The organism is Acinetobacter dispersus, from assembly GCF_009884975.1.
GTDB classification, from domain to species: domain Bacteria; phylum Pseudomonadota; class Gammaproteobacteria; order Pseudomonadales; family Moraxellaceae; genus Acinetobacter; species Acinetobacter dispersus.
In genome coordinates, this window is the sequence record NZ_CP041970.1 from 417,374 (window position 1) to 437,776 (window position 20,403).

Genomic DNA, 20,403 nt, shown 5'->3' on the forward strand with positions numbered 1-20,403 from the left:
TTATCAATTGTTATTCATTACTAATAAAACTTTAATTTATATTTTCTGCAATCACTCAATATCAAAAAGGAAAAATAATGTGGTTTGTTAAAGCTGCAACGATAGCTGCGTGGTTAAGTATCATTATTATTGCTGCGGCAGTGATTTTTTCAATTTATGTTTTAAGTATCCCATGCACCACTGATCGAATCTGTGAGATGCCGCCCATCCATTTATTCTTTTTCTTGGCATTAATTATCTCGGTGATCTGTAATTTTATTGGCATCATTTTGTCGATCATTGGGTTGAAGAAAGAAGAACCGATTAAAAAATTAGCCAAACAGGCATTACGTTTTAACGGGAAAATCATCGCTTTTAGCTTTGTAGCAGCAATTTTTTTACTTTTGATTTTAATGGCTTAGATAAATTTCTAAGCCAATTGTTGTGAACGATCTGCTTTTGACAATACTGCCAGACAAACAAAAATCAGAACCATACCAACCCAACCAATCGGGGCGAGTTGTTCACCGACTAATAATACTGCAAATAGTGCGGCAACCAGTGGTTCAAATAAGGTCAGTGTGGTCGCGGTACTGGCTGAAATGGTCTTTAAAGCATAACCAAATAACAGATAACCGAGAAACATTGGGATCAGCATCATATAACCGATAACATACAAATTCACGGGTTCATCAAAAAGGTTTGAACCCGTAAAAAATAATGTAGGTAATAAAATTAAAGCACCGAAGCCAAAAATTAATCCCATAGAAGCTTTTGAGTCGACTCCACGATCAATCATCTTTTTCGCGGCCCAAGAATATAACGAATAAGTCAGGGCAGCGATCAGCCCGAGAATAATTCCAATACTTTTCTGGTCTGTCGCAATAGTATGTGCAGATGCTTGGGAATGTGATTCCCCTATAGAGAGCAATAAAACACCAGCGACACCAAAAATAAAGCTAATAAACCACTTACCTGAGAGTGCTTTTTTATCAAAGAACTTTTCCAGTAATGCCGTAAATAAAGGGGCTGAACCAATTGAAACCACTGTACCAATGGTAATCCCCGCCATACGCATCGATGAATAGAAAGCCAGCGGATAAATCGCAACCGAGACCATGCCAATCAACAATAATGGATAGTAAGAGCGAATTTGAGGTAAATGACTGCGGATATTTTTATGGGCCAATAGAGCTTGTAATAAACCACCGCCACCCATTGCAATTGCGCCAATCGCTAAGGGACTTAGATTTGGAGCATAAGAAGCGGCTGTGCCTGTCGTTCCCCATAAAATAGAGGCAATGAGGACGGCAATAAAACCAGAATGAGCACTGAGGCTAAAAGAGGGGGTATTCAATTTGAAACCTCTTGCGCTAATAGTTTCTGAACCATTTGTTTTGCAGCAAATACTTTGTCACTTGAACTTTCTAAACCAGCACGGGCAATGGAACCTTCCAAGATAAATGAAATCAGTAGTGCCAGTTCTTTGACTCGTTGTGGGTTGGTGCTGAGCTGCTGTAAATGACCCGCTAAAATCGCTTCGATTTCATCTTTATGCTGTTTAACCGCCAAACGTTCAGGACTATGTGCAGGGAATTCTGCGGCTGCATTGAGTAGGCCACAACCACGAAAGCCTTTTTCATAAGCAAATTCTGCGTGATCCTGATAAGCATCAAAAACCGCCAAAATACCGTCAATCGGGGTTTGGATTTGAGCTTTTCTCTTTTCATATAAATCCAGCCATTCTTGATGGCGTGCTTCGATATAGCAGGTGATCAGATCTGATTTGGTGGCAAAGTTATTGTACAGCGACATTTTTGCCACATTGGCTTTCTCTGTAATGCTATTGATGCCTGTATTGCTAATGCCATCGTTATAAAACAATGTAGAAGCTGCATCCAAGATTTTTTGTTTTGCTGATTTAGTGTTCATAGTAAAAAATTATTTATATATACCGATCTACCTAATTTTATTGAAAAGTAAATTATTTGCAAGGGGAAATTGGAGTTTCATTGAATTTTGATGAACAGGATGGCATCGATTAAAACGCTGACATTGCGCTTTAATCGATAGATGGGTCATTCAATATTTTTCTTACTGTGGATAAAAGCCAATCCATACACAGGCCATTTCTTTTCTGATTTAAGGTTATTGACCAACCATGCCACCATGACGAGTGCAATTGAACCTAATAACACGGGGAAAAATAAGAAACTCCATTGGTATTGAATGGTATTGGCGGTTAGCAAGATCACCAATGGATTTGCGCCAGCAGGTGGATGAACACAACGCAGAAGTTGCATGGCTGCAATCGCACAACCGACAGAAAGACCAATGCTCAAAGCCGATGTACCAAAAACTTTAAGAAACAGTAAGCCAATAAATGCTGAGACAAAATGTCCCAAAATTACATTGCGAGGCTGAGCCAAAGGCGATTGTGAAACGGCATATAAGATGACACAGGTTGCGCCAAAAGGAGCCATGATAAATAGATTGTGGGTGAATTTACTGAGCAGGATCAAGATCAAGATGCTTAAGGTGCCGCCAATTAAACTTCTTATAATATCAATGGATTGGGGTAAGGGAGCAAGATGTTCTCTACCGTTGAATAAAGATAACATGGTGATCTCACGACTGGGTTGCTTTATGGCGATAATAGAACTAAAATTATAAATAGTACAGATCTGTACTATTATTTAATGAGTAAATCTTTATGTCGAAGTCTGCTGATAAAATTTTGCATACCGCAGAAAAATTATTTTATGAAAATAGTTTTGTTGGTGTCGGAGTCGACCTTATTCGAGATGAATCTGGCTGTTCAAAAACCACGATGTACACCTATTTCAAAAATAAAAATCAATTGGTGAAGTCGGTCTTGGAAGCACGTGATGAAAAGTTTCGGCAGCGTTTATTGGGTTATGTGGCGGAGACAACAGGGCGAGAGGCATTGAACAGGTTGATCGATTGGCACTTATTATGGTTTCAAGAAGATAACTTTAAAGGATGTTTATTCGTCAGAGCTGTGGCTGAGTCGCATTTGGGTGATCAAGACATCATCTCTGTGTCTAAAGAACATAAAGTTTGGATTAGAAACTTGATTACGGAATATTTGCAATCTTATTCAAAAACAGAGATGTTGGTTGAAGTGACGTATACGCTGATTGAAGGGCTCATTAGCCGATTCTTGGTCGAAGGTTATGATGCAAACGTGGCAGCGGAGATTAAGGATTCAGTCAATCAAATGATTGATACTTTGAACCCTCAGAGCAACTAGATTGCAAAGGGAAATGATGAGCCTTTGACGTTTTAGCAAAGACTCATCAACGTGTTCAGTTCATTTAATCCTTAAATGCATTCTGATCTTCTACATCCACATATTCGATATAACCACGACCTTGAACAGAGGTATTTAAATATTCACCTGTGAAGGTATAAGCACTGGCATAACCAATGCCATGACCATAACGGAATGGACTATCAATTTCTGCGGTGATATCTAAAATTTTCTGATCAGCATCATCCTTGACAGACCAAGAGAATAATTGCGGTAAGCGCATTTTCTTACCACTTGGCGAAACATAATCATCAACTTGATGTGCAATCACCTTGAATTCGACATTGGTATAGACTTCAGCAGGCTTGTCGGTATGTCGAACATGCAATGTATAGGCTGCTGGTTGACCCAAAATATCAGCTTTAGTGAGTAATAATTGGGTGGTATCCGTCAAATTGATAATTTGATAGGTAAAGAAATCGAGTGGTAATTTATACGGTTCAGGCAACAGTTTTTTCACCACGCCATGCGCACCTGTAGCGCGGGCATATTCATAGGTACATAAGCCTTCGGCAGGCGTGATTTTCCCTCGATACTCAAGCTGACCTTTGAAGTTTGCCAATAAACTAAAATGATCATAAATCGGGGTTTTGATAAACCATGAGATTTGATCAGTCACATCTAAATCAAACTCAAAGCTGAGTCCATGGTAGGCACCTTTGAGATGAATATTCGGTAGAGTTCCTTGGATCGAAACTTCTTCACCGAGCTCAATAGTTGTTCCATTGTCTTGAATGTTGGTCTGTTCTGGAATGATATAAGCTTTGAGTAGATGCTCATCTACCACCGCAGTACTAGAGAAAAACGTGGCAGTCTTTCTTGGGTCGCCTAAGGTAATATCATCATGGTCAAACGCAAGTGCTCCTGGTGTACCCAGTAAGATCATAATATTTAAATAACGATGAGGCTCGGGCAGCAGAGGAAAGAAGATTCCATAATGTGTCCAGCTATAAAAATTTCCATCAGTGCGTGGGCGAATGATGTCTGGTTCTGAAAATGGTATTGTTGAATATTTTACTGCTTTATCAAGCGTACCTTGTGCCAATAACAGGCTTTTACCCAAAATTTTGCTGGTCAGGGATGTCGGTGGCAATTGTTTCTTCATCTTGTTTCCTAAACTCAATCCATGCTGTGACAGCTAGATTATGAGAAACAATTGCCAATGCTAAGCGGAAATAAGGACAAAGCTACGGCTTTTCAGGACATTTACGCAGAGGCTTTGTTTGACAATTTTTCTAGATTTTGCGAGCCAATCCAGTGCTTTGAGAATTGATAGGCTGCGCGTCCAGAACGCTGACCACGGGCTTGGCACCATTTCAAACTCTCGCCACGAACTAGATCGTTATATTCCAAACCTGCTTTAACAATGTAGTGCTCTACAATTTGTAAATACAACTGTTGATCCATTGGATAGAAGGAGAGCCACATGCCAAAACGATCCGAGAGCGAAATTTTTTCTTCAATTGCTTCTTGGGGATGCAACTCGGTGTATTGCGGGACATCCACTTTACGTACTGGTGTGTTTTCGTGCATAAACTCAGGCAGTAAATGACGACGGTTACTGGTTGCATAGATAATAAAATTGCTTGAGCCAGATTGTAGTGAACCATCTAAAACGCTTTTTAAACTACGATAATTTTCATCTTCGGCATTGAAGGCCAGATCATCGCAATAAACGATAAATTTTTCAGGACGATGTTCAATCAGCTTTTGAATTTTGGGTAAATCAGATAAATCATCACGCTCAATTTCAATCAAGCGTAAACCCTGAGTTGAATACTCGGTGAGAAGCGCACGTACAATCGATGATTTTCCAGTACCACGAGAACCTGTCAGTAAGACATCATTGGCAGGCAAGCCATTCAGGAACTGTAGAGTGTTTTGAATGATCTTGTCTTTTTGGCGCTCAATGCCTTTTAAGTCTTCCAAATGCATTTTCTTAGGTTGTTGTATGGCGACAAGTTGCTGGTTTTCCCAGCGGAATGCAATTGCTGAAAAGTCAGTGGGTTGCTTTGGTGCAGGGAGAACTTGCTGAAGCTGTGTTAAAACACTTGATAGCGATTGAAGAATAGATTCGGGTAAATCAAGGATAGCCATACATATAAACCAAACTCAATGATGAATAGGGATACTATCACTGCTATTACCGAAATAAAGAAAATATCATCAGAAATATCGAAATAAATCGATTTTACCCTTGATTGTTGTGGCTGCTTTTTGCATTGTATAGGTGCAAGAATATAAAAAATAAGCTGAAAATCAGGATCGCGAATGTTCAATAGAGTTCAAGAGAAAAAGAATACATATCAGACACATAGGGTTGATGTGTTGCAAGAACACTTAAGACATGCCAGTTCTTATACCGAATGGAAAGAAATTGCACTTAAACTAGATGAAGAATCAGGTCATGAAGCATGGAAATATGACAATGAATCGCCTTATTATGATGCGGAAATTTTATCTAAACGCTATAACTTATTAAAAAAATATCGTATGCAGCATCGGACTTTAGATCTGATCTATGTGTTAAGAGAAGGCCTGTCTTATGATTTTGCTAATATTGGGCATCCGATGTTGTTTGCACAGACCTATATTGGTACTAAAAAAATCATCGAAAACTATGTTGAGGAAATGAGTGACTGCCTACGTTACTTGGCTTCGAGTGAATGTATTACCTTTCAACTAAAAGAAAAAATTCAGTTTTTTGAAGAATGTCAAAAGGCCTATGGTCAACCCGCTGTGATGTTTTCTGGAGGCGCAACGCTAGGGTTATTTCATACAGGGGTGTGTAAAGCTTTAATCGAACAAGATCTGATGCCTCAGGTTTTATCGGGTTCAAGTGCAGGGGCAATCATGACAGGAATGTTAGGGGTTTCTACGCCAGATCAAGTTCCTGAATTGCTGCAAGGGGAACATTTTTTTAGTGATGCCTTTAAATTTAGGAAAATAACTGAATTATTGCGGGCGAATGGTGGTATTGCCGATGTGATGTATTTGAAAAAATTTTTGATGCAGAACTTGGGTGATGTCACGTTTGCCGAGGCCTATAAACAATCTAAACGTCACATAAATATCGTGATTGCACCCTATAACACAGCGCAAAATCCGCGTATTATGAATGCACTGACTGCACCGAATGTATTGGTGTGGAGTGCAGTGTTGGCTTCTTGTGCGGTACCTGTGTTATTTCCACCTGTGCATCTGACCAGTAAGCGATATGATGGGCAACATACGCCATATCTCGCCAATACCAAGTGGGTGGATGGTAGTATGCGCAGTGATTTTCCGCAGGAAAAGATGGCTCGTTTATATAATATTAATTACACCATTGCTAGTCAGGTCAATCCGCATATCGTGCCGTTTATGCAAAGTGATACTGAACGCTTTCGTAGAGATGTACTTAGTTGGCCTGAACGAATTGTTCGCCGTCAAGGTAAAGCGATTGCAATGGAAGTCATGGATTTAACACGCAGTCATATGGGCAGTTTTTTCCCGATTCGTCGTGTATTGGATCATGGCTATGGCATTTTGGGGCAACGCTATTATGGTGACGTCAATATTATTGCCAAATATGGACTCAGACACTATAGCTATATGCTGAAAAACCCACGCCCAAAACTGTTTAAAATCTTGCAGCAAGAAGGTGAGCGTGCCACATGGCCGAAAATTGCGTCTATTGAAATACATGCACGAATTGGAAAAACCATTGAGCATTGTCTAATATCGTTGCGGAAGCAGGAAGAAAAGCAGCAGAATGAGTTTTACTACGTGGATCTCTAATCCGAAGATTCAACTTAACGATCTAAACTTAGTGACCAAAGCGCAAAGTTATGCCTTTGGGCGACGTGTCTACACCTTTCAAGTTGATCAGCAACGGTATTGGCTGAAATTTCATAAAACCAATGATCAGCCAGTTTTGGCACAGGCTTTCCAACGAGAGTTAGTTTTTTATCAGCACTGTCAGCAGCAAGAACAAGCGTTTTTATTACCATTTCAAATGATTCCATTGTGTCATCTTATCAATGGATTAGATCAGGATGGAATAGGGGTGATCACTGTTGATTCGCATGTTTTTTTTGCTGAAGCTCCTATTTTTGAGAATATTGAACAGATCAAACAAAAGATACTTTTGGCCTTACATACGCTGGATGCATTGCACCAATTCGGGTGGGTACATGGTGATTTGAAAGCAGAACATTTTCGTTTCTATGAAAACTCATGTCGGCTGATTGATTTTGAGCAATCTTTTCGGATAGGGCATCCGATGCATACTTTAGATGCAACACCACATTATATGGCACCAGAGCTTTTTCAGGGTGCAGGGAAAAGCATTCAAAGTGATTTATATGCCTTGGGGATTATTGTGTATGAATGGCTCACTCAATCTCGATTAAAGGCGAGTACTTATCATGATTGGGCAGTATTGCATTGCCAGCAACTACATATTCAACTTCCATCTACATTGCAATGCTTTTTTCCTTTACTTAATGGCCTCACGCAAAAGCATATTAAACAACGCTTTAATTCAGTTTTAGAGGCAAAAGATTGCCTAAAACAACTTGATATGTTGTAAAAGTAAACATAAATGCGTGATTTGAATATTATCTGTTCATTTGAATGGTTTTTTTAATAGAAAGACTTGTCAGCGAGTAGGTTTCTCACTAATATGCATACCCATCGGGGGCGTGGCGAAATTGGTAGACGCACTGGATTTAGGTTCCAGCGCCGCAAGGTGTAAGAGTTCGAGTCTCTTCGCCCCCACCATATTTAAAAAGCAAGAGTATCTTGCTTTTTTTATGATTAAACGAAATAGAGTTTAATCATGTGGTTATAGAGGATTGGTGTAATGGTAGCATGACGGTCTCCAAAACCGTTCGTCAAGGTTCGAGTCCTTGATCCTCTGCCAAATTCAAAGGAACTTTATATAAAGTTCCTTTTTTTGTGTCTGCTGTTTCTATCTGTATATTAAAAAAGCATTAGCTTTCATAAACATAGTTTTTTTATAAAAAGGGCTTGTCAGTAGAAAGGTTTATCTCTAATATACACACCCATCGGGGGCGTGGCGAAATTGGTAGACGCACTGGATTTAGGTTCCAGCGCCGCAAGGTGTAAGAGTTCGAGTCTCTTCGCCCCCACCATATTTAAGAAGGTAAGCATTTCTTACTTTCTTATGATTGAGTCATATATGATTTAATCATGCAGTTTAGAGGATTGGTGTAATGGTAGCATGACGGTCTCCAAAACCGTTCGTCAAGGTTCGAGTCCTTGATCCTCTGCCAAATAAATAAAAAAGCCCTTGTGAAAACAAGGGCTTTTTTATGGTCTATTTCTTTTGGTATGCCAATTTTAAACTTAGAAGCGTACTGTGATTATCGCTAAAGCTTCCAACTAAATCACCATTCTGACGTTGTGCTTGAGCATCTCCAAGCCATAAATATCTTCCGCCAAGTGAAACTGCCCAGTTGGGTAGAAAATTATATTGGAACCCGAGCCCGAATCCCCAGTAACCATTAACTGGCCCAAGTGCATTAGCTGGATCACCAAGACCTGAATCCCAACTGACAGATGTTGAGACTGAAAATTTATCAGTAAGTTTCTGCGCGATTCCAATTTGTGCTGACCATTGATCTTCTCCATAACTGAGCAGAGGAAGTCCTGTTTTATCTGGACTGGCTGGAGCAGTTCGCTCTGCTAATTTGGCTGGTTTAAACTCAAAGTCTTTCCATGGCACCCAGCGGATATTGGCGCTGAGTAAGGTTTGTTTACTTAGGCCTGTTTGAAAATCAAAATTTACTGATTCTGGTGAAGTAAATGTGACAGGTAGCGTGTAAAGATCATTACTTAATACTGAAAACTGCTCTGTGGTGCGTGTCTGATGTTTTATTTCGGAGCGATAAGTCAGTGCTGCTTTTAGCCCAATTTCGGGTTTTTTCAGGCTGAATCCTGTTACCCAACCCATTGCATAATCAGAGTGCAGTTCGGCATTGTAATTGGCGCTACCTTTATAAATTTGTCCACGCAGTTTGATGTTACCTTCAATTTCTTCTAAGGCAGGACCTGCGTAAACACTTAAATTTCTATTGATATTCAAACCGATAAGCCCTGTTAAATTCTGGCTGTCTAGTTTGGCTTGAGTACCTTCAGCGGGTTTATTTTCAAATTGAGAAACAAAGTCGCTGTGCCCACGATGTTGAAGGTTAATATTGAAAGGTTGATCATAAATGAGCCCTAGACTTATTTTTTCATTTAAATCTGTTTTTATGCTGCCACGTAAAGCACTATTATTGGCACTAATATTAGGAATTTCATTGGGATTGCCTTGGCTACTCAGTCCTTTATCCTGCCCACTCACATCTGGCATAGAATAATTATAAGAGAGGGATGCATAGGTTCCATTTTGAAAAAAATCAGTAATGGATTGTCCAGAGCGATCAAGGCCTGCGCTGTACCCAGTATTGATGATAAATGGTGTTGTGACTAAAGCTGATAAGGTGTGATGTCTAATACGTGAATACATTGGAGCCTCCAAATTCCTTTTGGGGCATACAACACTCAAGTTTTTATTATGTTCTTGGGTGTTGTATGGATTGGTTTTATTGATTATTTAAAGCAGGGGTTAAAAATTTCGACTTGATTTGGCATCAGATAGTTGGTTTTTGGCAGGTATTCTCCCATCACCGAAGCTAAATCTTTTTGCTGTTCGACATTAGCAATGGTGTGTTTAAAACTGCTTGATGCAAGCATGTGTCTGATCTGGACAATAGTCATATCTGGGTCAACAGCACCGTCTCCATCTTCTGCCATAGGTAACCAACCGATACCACATTCTGGTTTGGCATTACGCGGACGGTCAGCGACTCGACTTACGACAACAGTGTAATAACCATTTTGATCAACTGGAATTTCTTCATCAAATAAGCAATCATTGACGCGTGTATTGGCAAAACCTTGATTTGAACAGATTGACCAATAACGCAAATCGCCCTGCGTCAAAAGCCCTTTATTGTTGAAGGTCTTAGAAACAGTAGGTGCTTTTCCACGCAGGACAAAGACCTTGCCATATTTTCTATTCACAACTGTTCTAATGTATTGATTATCTAAGTTTGGATAAAAGCCACCTTCAGAGCGTCTTGCTTGTTCATTGATCTTGCCAGTAAATATCCCTAACAGGCTTTCTCGATCAAGTTGAATAAACCATTGTGCTGGATTCTGTGCTGGCCATGTATCTGGCTTTCCTGCCTGATGGATCAACTGGCGATATTCATTGGAAGGAATACTGACTGCAGCAGAAGTAAGTTGTAATGGCTGATTGGCTTTGAGTTGTGCGCAGGCTTGATCACCCTCTAATACACGACCATCTGCAAGCGTTAATTGAGGTGTTGGTAAACTTACACCTCCTGTGACGCTTTGTCCGTTATCAGGTAAGTAGATTCGATATAAAATCATTTGCTGATTTTTGCCGTAAGCAGGCGCATAGAGTTGATTAACACTTTGTGGCTGACTCAATTGGCCAACTTTGCGCTGTGCTGTCACAGGGGTAGCAGATACGTTTAAGCTGTACTCACGTTGTGATGGACTACGTTGTTGCCCATAAACGAAGGGATTACCAGAGTTATTATTTGGCTTGATTAAATAGTCTGCAACCGATTCAACAGGTTTTCCAGCTTCGTCATAACTAATAAAAGACATATATCGTGAACGTGGAAATTCTCCTTTGAGTTTAAGACTTGCTCCTTGAGGAATGGTGAAAGTACCTGCCCAATAATAAACATTGGCATCTGGGTAGGCGATATTGATATATGGGTCAGCGCTAACAGGACCACGAGCCCAAAAACAAGAGCGTGGACCCGGAATAGCCTCGAGTGTTTGAGGAGTCGCTTGAGCTGTGGTTTCTTGTGCCTGTGTTGCAAACGAGGTGGAAATCACGACGCTACTGATCAGTAGCGGAATTAAAGTGTGTTTCATTTTACATCCTTGCTTGTATGACTTTAATTTCTGAATCGAAACAGAACGGATTAAAGGTGCTTAATCTAGAAGCAGCATAGGAAGTTTGATTTATATTGTGTAATGGATTTTTTGTATGGAAGTTATAGCTTTTGGATATACCTAATAGCATCTAAAATAATAAAATTAAGATATATTTTTAGGCAAAGACGAATGGAAATGCTTTTTTAGTATGTTTATGAATCACAATAAAATATTCAGGGATGAGAAATGATTAAGCCAAGACATCTACAGCAAATCATGGTGTTAACTGAAATTGGAACGATCAATCAAGCGGCTGAAGCACTTTGTATGACCCAGCCATCGTTAACCAATAGTATTAAAAAATTAGAGCATGACTTGGGCGTGGTCTTGTTTGAGCGAACCAGTAAAGGCGTTAAACCGACTTTATATACCGAGCATATTCTAAAACAAGCCCCACAAATTTTGCAGCAGTTAGATACCTTGCATAAGGAGATTAAACTCCTTTCGAGTGGTCAAGTTGGAGAAATACATATCGGGACAGGGCCTGTCATTATTCATGCATTGATGAAAGATGTGATTCCTTTATTTTCAAAGCAATATCCTGATATTGAAGTGCATTTATATGTTGATAACCCCAAGAATATTATTGAAAAAATAGAAAATGGCATTCTAGATTTAGGGATTGTAAGTACAGAGTATGTTGATCTTGCTGATGATTTGATTTCAGTTTCGCTGTTTCAAGACCCGATTAACTTTATCGTTCGTTCTGGACATCCCTTACTTGAAATTCAACATTTGGCATTTGATCATCTTCTGGATTATCCATTTGCGTTACCGCGAATTTCAAAACAAAAAATGCAATGGTTAAGGGCTCAAACGCATACAGGGCATTCACCACGAGTTTGCTTAACTGTGAATGACTACGATTTATTGATTCATCATATCATGCATAGTGATGCAATTACGGCTGGACCAAGCCATTTATTCCAATCATTACAAAGGGAGCGGGATGTCACGGTCTTAAATTATCAAAATCCTGCTTTTTCATGGCATGCATGTGCTGTTTATAAATCGATTAGTATTCACTCGATCGGAATGAAACTATTTTTAGATATGATTCGAGAATGGTTTGAACTGAAGAATACTTGATTTTACTTTAGACCCATTCCTTATTTTTTCATATTGTCACTGTCAATAAATAAAATGCTAAAAAACAGCTCATTTTTTGCTTAATTTTCAATTTTTTGTGCCAATTAGTTTTTGAATAATAGAGTGATCAGCAGAGCTCTTAATCAATTTAGATTATTCAAGTTAGATTTCAGCTTGATGAAATAAGTCACAAAAAAGGCTTAGATAAATAAAGCCAGCTCGATCATCAATGAGCTGATGCTAGGGAAAAATTTAAGAATTAAGGAATAACACATGTCGGGATTGTGCATGGTTCAGCATAGAAAAAATGAATTGGATGTCTTACTCAAGAGCACAATCAGCGCAGCCTGTGCCTCGTTTGTTCTGATTGAGAATAAGGGGAAATAGACATGATGATGATTCGTTATATCAAACAAAAAGATATTCATGATCTTTACCACTTGGCACAGAAAGCAGGTTTTGGTTTAACCTCTTTGCAACCAGATATGGAAATATTGGCTGCACGGATTGATCGAGCGATTAAAACGGTCGAAGGTAAACTGGATAAGTCGGAGCAGGGCTATTTATTTGTGCTGGAAGATACCTCACTACATAAAGTGGTTGGTGTCTGTGGAATCGAGGTTGCCTTAGGTCTAAAAGAACCTTGGTATAATTTTCATATCGGCACACAAGTTCATTCTTCCGAACCTTTGAATGTTTATAAATCATTGCCGACCTTATATCTGAGTAATAACCACACTAACTGTAGTGAGTTATGTACCTTATTTTTAGATCCAGATTATCGTTTAAATAAGAATGGCAAGTTTTTGTCTAAGGTTCGGTTTTTGTTCTTATCAGCGTTTAGACAGTATTTTGAAGAAACCATTGTGGCTGAAATGCGCGGATTTTCAGATGAAAATGGACGTTCACCATTTTGGGATGCAGTCGGTCATAAATTCTTCGATATGGAATTTACCAAAGCCGATTATCTAAGCGGTACAGGCAAAAAAGCCTTTATTGCGGAACTCATGCCACGGCATCCACTTTATGTCGATATGCTGCCTGATGAAGCGAAGGCGGTGATTGGAGCAGTTCATCCGAATACCGAACCCGCGTATAACCTTTTGATTGAAGAAGGGCTGCGTTATAAGGGCTATGTCGATATCTTTGATGCGGGTGCAACCTTGCAGGCGGATATCGAGAATCTAAGAGCCATCAAAGACAGCCATGTGTTAACTGTCCATATTGAACAATCTGATCTCATTATGCTCGGTGATGAACCTTATATTGTCGCCAATGATGATTATGAAAATTATCGCGCCATTTTAATCTATAGTCAGCCAGACTCAAACCAAGTGACGTTGAGTGTGGAGCAAGCCCATCAGTTACATGTGAAAGAGGGGGCATCGGTACGTTTGCTCAATATCAATATTGCAAATCAGAACAAGCGTTGATGGGCTATGTATAAGTAGAAAATTCACAGATTTAGATGTTAATTCACAACACTTATACTGTATTTTTTAGCCATATTCTTTATTTATATCGATGCATAATTTTTTACTATCTTCGATATTCATATCTTTCTCAGATGGAGTGAGATTAGGATAATAGAGTATATTTCATGTTAATTGGGTAATAATTAAGCGAAAATGAAAAGCATCATCTTCAACTCGTTTGGGGATGAGATATGATGCTTGCGGCTAAAATACTTTTGATCAATAACAACAGGTTTTAGTGTGCAGAAAAGGGATTTAATACGAACTATTTACAAGTGAGGTGGGTTAATTAAGCTATTAATTTCAAAATAATTTTAGAAAGATGGAACTTTTAAATTAAAGCATTTTAAAAATATTTTATTTTTATGAAGCATTTATAACGGTTGCTGCAAACTGGAGTAAGGATGACATGAGTCAGAATAAAGGAACGCAACTTCTGGATGAAGATTTGCAGGAAAGTTCGCAAGACGAAGAAAAATTACAACGCTCGCTGACCAATCGTCATATTCAAATGATTGCAATTGGCGGTGCAATTGGTACAGGCTTATTTATGGGTTCTGGGAAGACCTTAAGTATTTCAGGTACTTCAATTGTTTTAACTTATTTAATTATTGGTTTTTTCTTTTTCTTTGTTATGCGGGCAATGGGCGAGCTGCTGCTAGCAAATACCAACTTTAAAACATTTGCCGATTTTGCGACGGCCTATATCGGTCCTTGGGCAGGTTTTTTCCTTGGTTGGTCTTATTGGTGTAACTGGATTATTACTGCGATAGCCGATGTCATCGTGATTGGGGGATATATGCAGTTTTGGTATCCCGATATTCCTGTCTGGATCCCTGCATTTACCTCGTTGGCTATTCTGACCATACTGAACTTTGTTGCTGTTCGAATGTTTGGTGAGCTGGAGTTTTGGTTTTCGTTGATTAAGATCTCCGCCATTATTCTGTTTATCCTTGCGGGTATCTATTTAATCAGTACCGGCTTTACTTCACCCAATGGTATTAAAGCATCGATGAGCCATGTGTTTGAAACTCAATCGATGTTTCCTTATGGCGTCACAGGCTTTTTAGCAGGTTTCCAAATTGCGATTTTTGCCTTTGTCGGAATTGAATTGGTTGGAACTACAGCTGCTGAAACTAAAGATCCGCATAAATCTCTACCTAAAGCCATCAATTCGATCCCATTACGTATTTTACTGTTCTATGTTGGTGCATTGATATGCATTATCGCGGTCACATCCTGGGCAAAAATTTCACCTGAAAAAAGTCCATTTGTTGAAATGTTCACCTTGATTGGTTTGCCGATTGCTGCTGGACTAGTTAATTTTGTCGTTGCAACCTCAGCCTTATCTTCTGCAAATAGTGGTATCTTTGCGACCAGTCGTATGCTCTATGGTTTGGCGTTGGATAATGATGCACCAAAGAGCTTTAGTAAATTATCGAAGAAAAAAGTACCAATTCGAGGTCTGATTTTCTCAATGACTTGCGTCACCATTGGAACCTCTATTTTGTTCATTGTGCCGAATGTGATGACAGCATTTACGATTATCTCAGCATTGACCTCAATTCTATGTGTATTTACCTTTATGCTGATTATTCTGTCGTATATTGGCTATCGTAAGAAATTTCCAGAGTTACATTTACAGTCGAAGTTTAAAATGCCAGGTGGTTTGGTGATGGCATGGCTGACGATGCTATTTTTGGTATTTACAATTGTGATTCTTGCTTTAGACCACGATACCCTTATTGCATTGGGGCTTTCACCAGTGTGGTTTATTGGCCTATTGATCGCTTATCGTTATAAAAAGAAAAAAATGTTAGAACTGGATATCTTAAAGGCAAGTAGGGCTGATTATGTTTAAGTGGAATTAATCTACGGCTACATTCTGACTCATATTAAATAAAGCAGAGCTTCGGCTTTGCTTTTTTACATTATTTTTAGAGTTAGAGTATTTGAAGAATGTTTTATATCTATGAATATAAAAAGTATTATTTTAAACCAAGAAATAATGGTGACGAAAAATGTCATAAACAGACAATACTGTATAGACAGATGCATATTGCTATCGGTAAAATGCCGTAAATTTAAGCAAAAAAATCTATAAAAATGTTGAACAACATCTTTCAAGCGTTAGAGAGCCTCGGCCTTACAGCACAAAAACGTGCGATTCATATTCAATTTTCTAATCAAAATTTAAATTCGCAGGTTTTTCTGCAACGTATTGATGGTCAGCATCAACTGAATGATGGATTTAAGGCAGAATTGATCTGCCTATCGACCAATGCCACTATTCCACTAAAACAATTTATTGGTAGCCAAGCGGCGGTTGATAGCGTGACTGATCAAGGTCAATTGACCCGTGTCACAGGTATTATCACTCAAGCCTTACAGGGACAATCCGACGGTAGCTTAACTTTATATAAGCTGACACTCGAAGACCCAACTGCACTGTGGAAACAACGCCGTAACAGCCGCGTGTTTATGAACAAGAGCGTACGAGATGTGGTGGAAATCATTTTTAAAGAATGGCAACAAAAGAGTCCACTCTTTGCATCAAGTTTAAGTTTAGATTTAAGTGGGCTCAGTCAAGACTATGATGTCCGACCTTTCATTATGCAGTCCAATGAAAGCGACTATGACTTTCTCACCCGTCTCATGCGCAGCGAAGGCATTAACTGGCTCATCGACGAAGCTGAGCGCACAGTTCCTCTCAGCAGTGCCGCTATCCAAGCACAAAAAATGCGTTTGATTGATGACAATAGCCAGTATCAAGCGCTCGATCGTCGACAGATTCGTTATCACCGTAGCAGTGCCACTGAACAATATGACAGTATGACCAGCCTAGTTGGACAACGTTCATTACAGCCCAGTAGCGTCCATGTACAACGTTGGCAAGCCGATGCCTTAGAACAGGAAGAAGGTGCAGGTAGTGTACAAAGCACCCATAAGCACAGTGATCAGCATGACAATGCCAGTCTTGGTCTAGAACAGGCATGGCATTTCTCTCCCGCTTGGATGCAAGATATCAATGGTGAAGATGGTGCGACCCAATCGGGCAATGCCCAAATTGAAAAACTGAATCAGAATCTCAGTCAATACTACGACTTACAATCCAAGCAGTTTGTTGCGAATACTACGGTGCGAGACACCCATGTGGGTTACTGGTTTGAATTAGCCGAACATCCTGAAATTGATCAACACGATGGTGCAGACAAAGAATTCCTGATTACAGGCAAAAACTTCTATAACCAAAATAACTTGCCTAAAGATCTACATCAACAGATCAATCAACTATTAGCACAAAGCAATTGGCAGCCAACCCAACAAAGCAACACAGAAGAACGCCAAGCTAACCAGTTAATCCTGCAACGCCGCAACATCAAAACTGTACCCGAATTTAACCCATTGCAACACCGTCCAGCCGCTTCACCGCAACGTGCCAAAGTGGTCGGACCAAGTGGTGAAGAAATCCATGTAGATGAATGGGGCCGTATTAAAGTTCGTTTCCTGTTTACCCGAAATGATGATCATAGCCATGATGGTGGTGCAGGCGCTAATGACAACGACACCGATTCAGCTTGGGTCGATGTACTGACGCCTTGGGCTGGTGAAGGCTATGGGGCGCGCTTCCTGCCACGTATCGATGAAATCGTAGTTATCGACTTCTTTGATGGCAACATTGACCGTCCATTTGTAGTGGGACGTATCCATGAAGCACATCGTAGTCCAACCAAGTTCGACAATGCAGGTAAGCTGCCAGACACCAAGAAACTGGCAGGGATCAAGTCCAAGGAATATCAGGGTGAAGGCTTTAACCAACTGCGCTTTGATGACACCACTGGACAGATCAGCGCCCAGCTCCAAAGCAGTCATGCTGCCAGCCAACTTAACTTAGGTAAACTCAGTCATCCGAAAGACAAAGCAGAAAGTGAAGATCGTGGCGAAGGTTTTGAACTACGTACTGATCAATGGGGAGCCGTACGCGCAGGTGAAGGCTTACTTGTTTCCACGTATAAACAGGATCAAGCCCAAGGCGAACATCTCGATGCTCAATCCGCTAAGCAGCAATTTGAAGCTAATCAAAACAATGCCAAGGCACTGAGTGAAGTGGCCAAAAACCAGCAGACCGATGAAATTGAATCCGTTGAACAATTGAAAGCATTTGCAGAACAGATTGAAGCAAAAATTGCTAAATTTAATAAAGCCTTATTGCTATTAAGCTCACCTGTGGGGATCGGTCTAAGTACCAGTGAAGATATTCATGTTTCTGCAGAGGGACAGATCAACCAGTTTGCAGGCGACAGTATCAATCTAAGCACGCAAAAGAATCTGATTACGCATGCGCAAAACAGAATCAGTGTGTTTGCTGCACAGAATGGTATTAAGCAAGTGGCTGCTAAAGGCAAGTTTGAAGCACATGCTCAGTCGGATGGTATGGATTTACTGGCCAAGCAAGGGATTCAGATTATTTCGACCGAAGATCGTATTGAGATCAGCAGTCCGAAAGAGATTGTAATTACTGCGGGTGGTTCTCAGATCAAGCTGAATGGTTCAGGTATTTTTCCAGTTACCAGTGGCAAGTTTGAGGTGAAGGCAGGGCAGCATTTGTTTATGGGTGGGGCGAATGTTCAGTTAACACCAATAACTTTACCAGGCGCTGAAATAAAGAATTGGATTGAATTGGATTATCGTGACCCTGAAACAAGAAAGGGTATTGCAAATAATGGTTATAAAATTTTCTTTAAAAATGGAACAACATTAGCAGGAAAACTAGATGCTAATGGATTTGCTAGGCATGAAAATGTACCACCTGAAACCATAAAAAAAGTAGTATATGAACCTCAAGAAGGTAAAGAAAAAATTGCCAATCGATTAGAAGAGTTATTAGAAATTGAAGACGACTCATCAATCCGTAGTTATGGGGATGTAAATAATGGCAAATAATATTCCTAATGCTACACAAGCTAGAGATGCATTGGCTTGGATGACTGGTGAGCAAAAAGATATTCAAGAGGAAAAAAGTATATGGGAGTGGATGGTAGAAGCCATAGAAGGAGACTTCAATGATAATCGTAGTACAGGGCAAATTGTATTTGATGCTGCAATTTCCATGATCCCATTTGTGGATCAGATATGTGATGTTCGCGATTTGGTGGCAAATTGTAAGAAGTTAAATGAAGATATTTCGGATCAGTGGGCTTGGGTCGCATTGGCCCTTACTTTAATTGGTCTATTTCCAAGCCTAGGGAGTTTGGTTAAAGGGGTTCTAAAAATCTTCTTCTTGTTTGTAAGACGAAGCGGAGGAAAAGCCGTTGTTAAAGCTGTCGATTCAGCTATGACATGGGTTATTACTTTTTTAAGAAAAAAACAAGTACAAGATTATATTAAAAAATATCTACCGAACGTGGATATTCTCGTTTATTTAAAGAATGAAATTATAAAAGTAAAAAATAAGCTTAGTGCAAAGGAGCTATTGGCTGCTTTTGACCGAGGGATTCAGCTATTGGATAATTTAACAAATAAGGCCAAATATATTCCTGGTTTAAAAGATAAAATTAGAAATACTGTCGCCATTGTTAGAAAAATTCGAAATGCTGCAGATGCCCCATTGGCAAAAGCTTTGGCACCACTTAATGATGCCTTAGCAAGAGTTATTTATAGATTAGATATGGAGTCATATCTACAAAGAACAGCAGTGAGAAATACTACTAATGTTCACTTTAGAGGTACATTGCCAGAAGCGCGTGCCATTACGTTAATGCGTACTAAAAAGCCACGGCCGACTTGGTTAAGTAGGGGGAATTTAGAACATGCACCATTAGAGCCTGCTAGTAAAAGAAAGATGGTTAATGAAATGGTAAAGGATGGTTATCCTCCTTTGGCTGATTATAATATTGCTTCATTTACTAGGTTGTCAGCAGATATTATTACTGGACCTGCCAGATTATACCGTGTAACTTCACCTGCAAATGGTGCGTTTGGTGAGTGTTGGGTCACAGAAGAAGTCTTTATTAAAATTAAAAATAGTCCTGATCCGAAAGCAGCTTGGCGTAAATATCTTGCAGTATGGCCGGATTGGAACGCAAATGGGCAGTTTGTAATTTATGATATTCCTGCTGGTCAATCAATTAAGGTATGGCGTGGCCCTGCCTCAAGCCAGACAAAAGATGCCTTAGGAGATAGTTATCATTTATCAGGTGGTTGGGAACAGGTTATTTTCAAAGAAGGAAAGTTTGATAATACCATTTATTATCCCGTGGATACTTATGGACGTTTATCGCTTAAATCCCCAATAAGACGAGATGCCTATAATAGTTTGTCTCCAGCTGACAAAGCTAAATATCAGGCAGTACGAAGCAAAATTAAAGAACAGAATATTCATGGTCCTTATGATACAAATTGGGGAATGACTGATTTTGATGAGCAGTTAAAAGATGTCAGAATTGGTCTTCCAAATATATCTGGACAAGTCATTAATAGATAAAACTGAGAGATGCT

The 20,403-nt window shown here is 39.6% G+C and carries 16 protein-coding genes and 4 tRNA genes; 13 read left to right on the forward strand and 7 right to left on the reverse strand.

The features are described from left to right. Window positions 1-77 precede the first annotated feature (77 nt). On the forward strand, window positions 78-401 hold the full coding sequence (locus tag FPL17_RS01755) for a hypothetical protein (protein ID WP_159882786.1): 324 nt from the start codon (window positions 78-80) through the stop codon (window positions 399-401). An 8-nt stretch (window positions 402-409) separates the two neighbouring features. Here the strand turns inward: FPL17_RS01755 and FPL17_RS01760 are convergent, their stop codons facing one another. The 3 genes from FPL17_RS01760 to FPL17_RS01770 form a co-directional block, all read right to left on the reverse strand. Next, window positions 410-1,336: a DMT family transporter gene (locus tag FPL17_RS01760; protein ID WP_159882788.1), complete on the reverse strand. Its 927-nt coding sequence runs from the start codon at window positions 1,334-1,336 to the stop codon at window positions 410-412. Next, entirely contained in the window at window positions 1,333-1,911 is a 579-nt protein-coding gene (locus FPL17_RS01765; protein ID WP_159882790.1) for a TetR/AcrR family transcriptional regulator, read from the reverse strand. Before FPL17_RS01765 ends, FPL17_RS01760 begins: the two co-directional genes overlap by 4 nt. Before the next feature lie 146 nt (window positions 1,912-2,057). Continuing rightward, window positions 2,058-2,600, reverse strand: a complete 543-nt coding sequence (locus FPL17_RS01770; RefSeq protein ID WP_159882792.1) for an HPP family protein — start codon at window positions 2,598-2,600, stop codon at window positions 2,058-2,060. Between the two features lie 92 nt (window positions 2,601-2,692). On the opposite strand from FPL17_RS01770, the gene FPL17_RS01775 reads away from it, so the two are divergent. Further along, a complete protein-coding gene (locus FPL17_RS01775; RefSeq protein ID WP_151716669.1) occupies window positions 2,693-3,253 on the forward strand; it encodes a TetR/AcrR family transcriptional regulator in 561 nt (186 codons plus the stop codon). A gap of 64 nt (window positions 3,254-3,317) precedes the next feature. Here FPL17_RS01775 and FPL17_RS01780 read toward each other — a convergent pair whose 3' ends face one another. Further along, window positions 3,318-4,418: a DUF6670 family protein gene (locus tag FPL17_RS01780; protein ID WP_159882794.1), complete on the reverse strand. Its 1,101-nt coding sequence runs from the start codon at window positions 4,416-4,418 to the stop codon at window positions 3,318-3,320. 101 nt (window positions 4,419-4,519) lie between these two features. Continuing rightward, window positions 4,520-5,410 carry an ATP-binding protein gene (locus tag FPL17_RS01785; protein ID WP_005183333.1) on the reverse strand — a complete coding sequence of 297 codons (891 nt, stop codon included), beginning with the start codon at window positions 5,408-5,410 and terminating at the stop codon, window positions 4,520-4,522. 174 nt (window positions 5,411-5,584) lie between these two features. Between FPL17_RS01785 and FPL17_RS01790 the strand changes: the two genes are divergently transcribed. From FPL17_RS01790 to FPL17_RS01815, 6 genes are all read left to right on the forward strand, one after another. Beyond that, the gene (locus tag FPL17_RS01790) at window positions 5,585-7,093 is read left to right on the forward strand and encodes a DUF3336 domain-containing protein (protein WP_159882796.1); all 1,509 of its coding nucleotides are present in this window, start codon (window positions 5,585-5,587) and stop codon (window positions 7,091-7,093) included. After that, entirely contained in the window at window positions 7,068-7,886 is an 819-nt protein-coding gene (locus FPL17_RS01795; protein WP_159882798.1) for a protein kinase domain-containing protein, read from the forward strand. The genes FPL17_RS01790 and FPL17_RS01795 overlap by 26 nt, the downstream gene beginning before the upstream one ends. 106 nt (window positions 7,887-7,992) lie before the next feature. Then, window positions 7,993-8,077: transfer RNA gene (locus FPL17_RS01800), tRNA-Leu, on the forward strand. 68 nt (window positions 8,078-8,145) lie between these two features. Next, window positions 8,146-8,219, forward strand: a tRNA-Trp gene (locus FPL17_RS01805). A 147-nt stretch (window positions 8,220-8,366) separates the two neighbouring features. After that, window positions 8,367-8,451, forward strand: a tRNA-Leu gene (locus tag FPL17_RS01810). Between the two features lie 67 nt (window positions 8,452-8,518). Continuing rightward, a tRNA-Trp gene (locus FPL17_RS01815) sits at window positions 8,519-8,592 on the forward strand. A 44-nt stretch (window positions 8,593-8,636) separates the two neighbouring features. Here the strand turns inward: FPL17_RS01815 and FPL17_RS01820 are convergent. Both FPL17_RS01820 and FPL17_RS01825 read right to left on the reverse strand, forming a co-directional pair. Continuing rightward, a complete protein-coding gene (locus FPL17_RS01820; protein WP_159882800.1) occupies window positions 8,637-9,830 on the reverse strand; it encodes an OmpP1/FadL family transporter in 1,194 nt (397 codons plus the stop codon). An 83-nt stretch (window positions 9,831-9,913) separates the two neighbouring features. Next, window positions 9,914-11,278 carry a hypothetical protein gene (locus tag FPL17_RS01825; RefSeq protein ID WP_159882802.1) on the reverse strand — a complete coding sequence of 455 codons (1,365 nt, stop codon included), beginning with the start codon at window positions 11,276-11,278 and terminating at the stop codon, window positions 9,914-9,916. A 249-nt stretch (window positions 11,279-11,527) separates the two neighbouring features. On the opposite strand from FPL17_RS01825, the gene FPL17_RS01830 reads away from it, so the two are divergent. From FPL17_RS01830 to FPL17_RS01850, 5 genes are all read left to right on the forward strand, one after another. Beyond that, the gene (locus FPL17_RS01830) at window positions 11,528-12,430 is read left to right on the forward strand and encodes a LysR family transcriptional regulator (RefSeq protein ID WP_159882804.1); all 903 of its coding nucleotides are present in this window, start codon (window positions 11,528-11,530) and stop codon (window positions 12,428-12,430) included. Between the two features lie 389 nt (window positions 12,431-12,819). Further along, window positions 12,820-13,863, forward strand: a complete 1,044-nt coding sequence (gene astA, locus FPL17_RS01835; protein ID WP_159882806.1) for an arginine N-succinyltransferase — start codon at window positions 12,820-12,822, stop codon at window positions 13,861-13,863. A 451-nt stretch (window positions 13,864-14,314) separates the two neighbouring features. Next, entirely contained in the window at window positions 14,315-15,766 is a 1,452-nt protein-coding gene (locus FPL17_RS01840) for an amino acid permease (protein WP_159882808.1), read from the forward strand. A gap of 245 nt (window positions 15,767-16,011) precedes the next feature. Next, on the forward strand, window positions 16,012-18,849 hold the full coding sequence (locus FPL17_RS01845) for a type VI secretion system Vgr family protein (protein ID WP_159882810.1): 2,838 nt from the start codon (window positions 16,012-16,014) through the stop codon (window positions 18,847-18,849). Further along, the gene (locus FPL17_RS01850; protein ID WP_159882812.1) at window positions 18,839-20,389 is read left to right on the forward strand and encodes a hypothetical protein; all 1,551 of its coding nucleotides are present in this window, start codon (window positions 18,839-18,841) and stop codon (window positions 20,387-20,389) included. Before FPL17_RS01845 ends, FPL17_RS01850 begins: the two co-directional genes overlap by 11 nt. Window positions 20,390-20,403 lie beyond the last annotated feature (14 nt).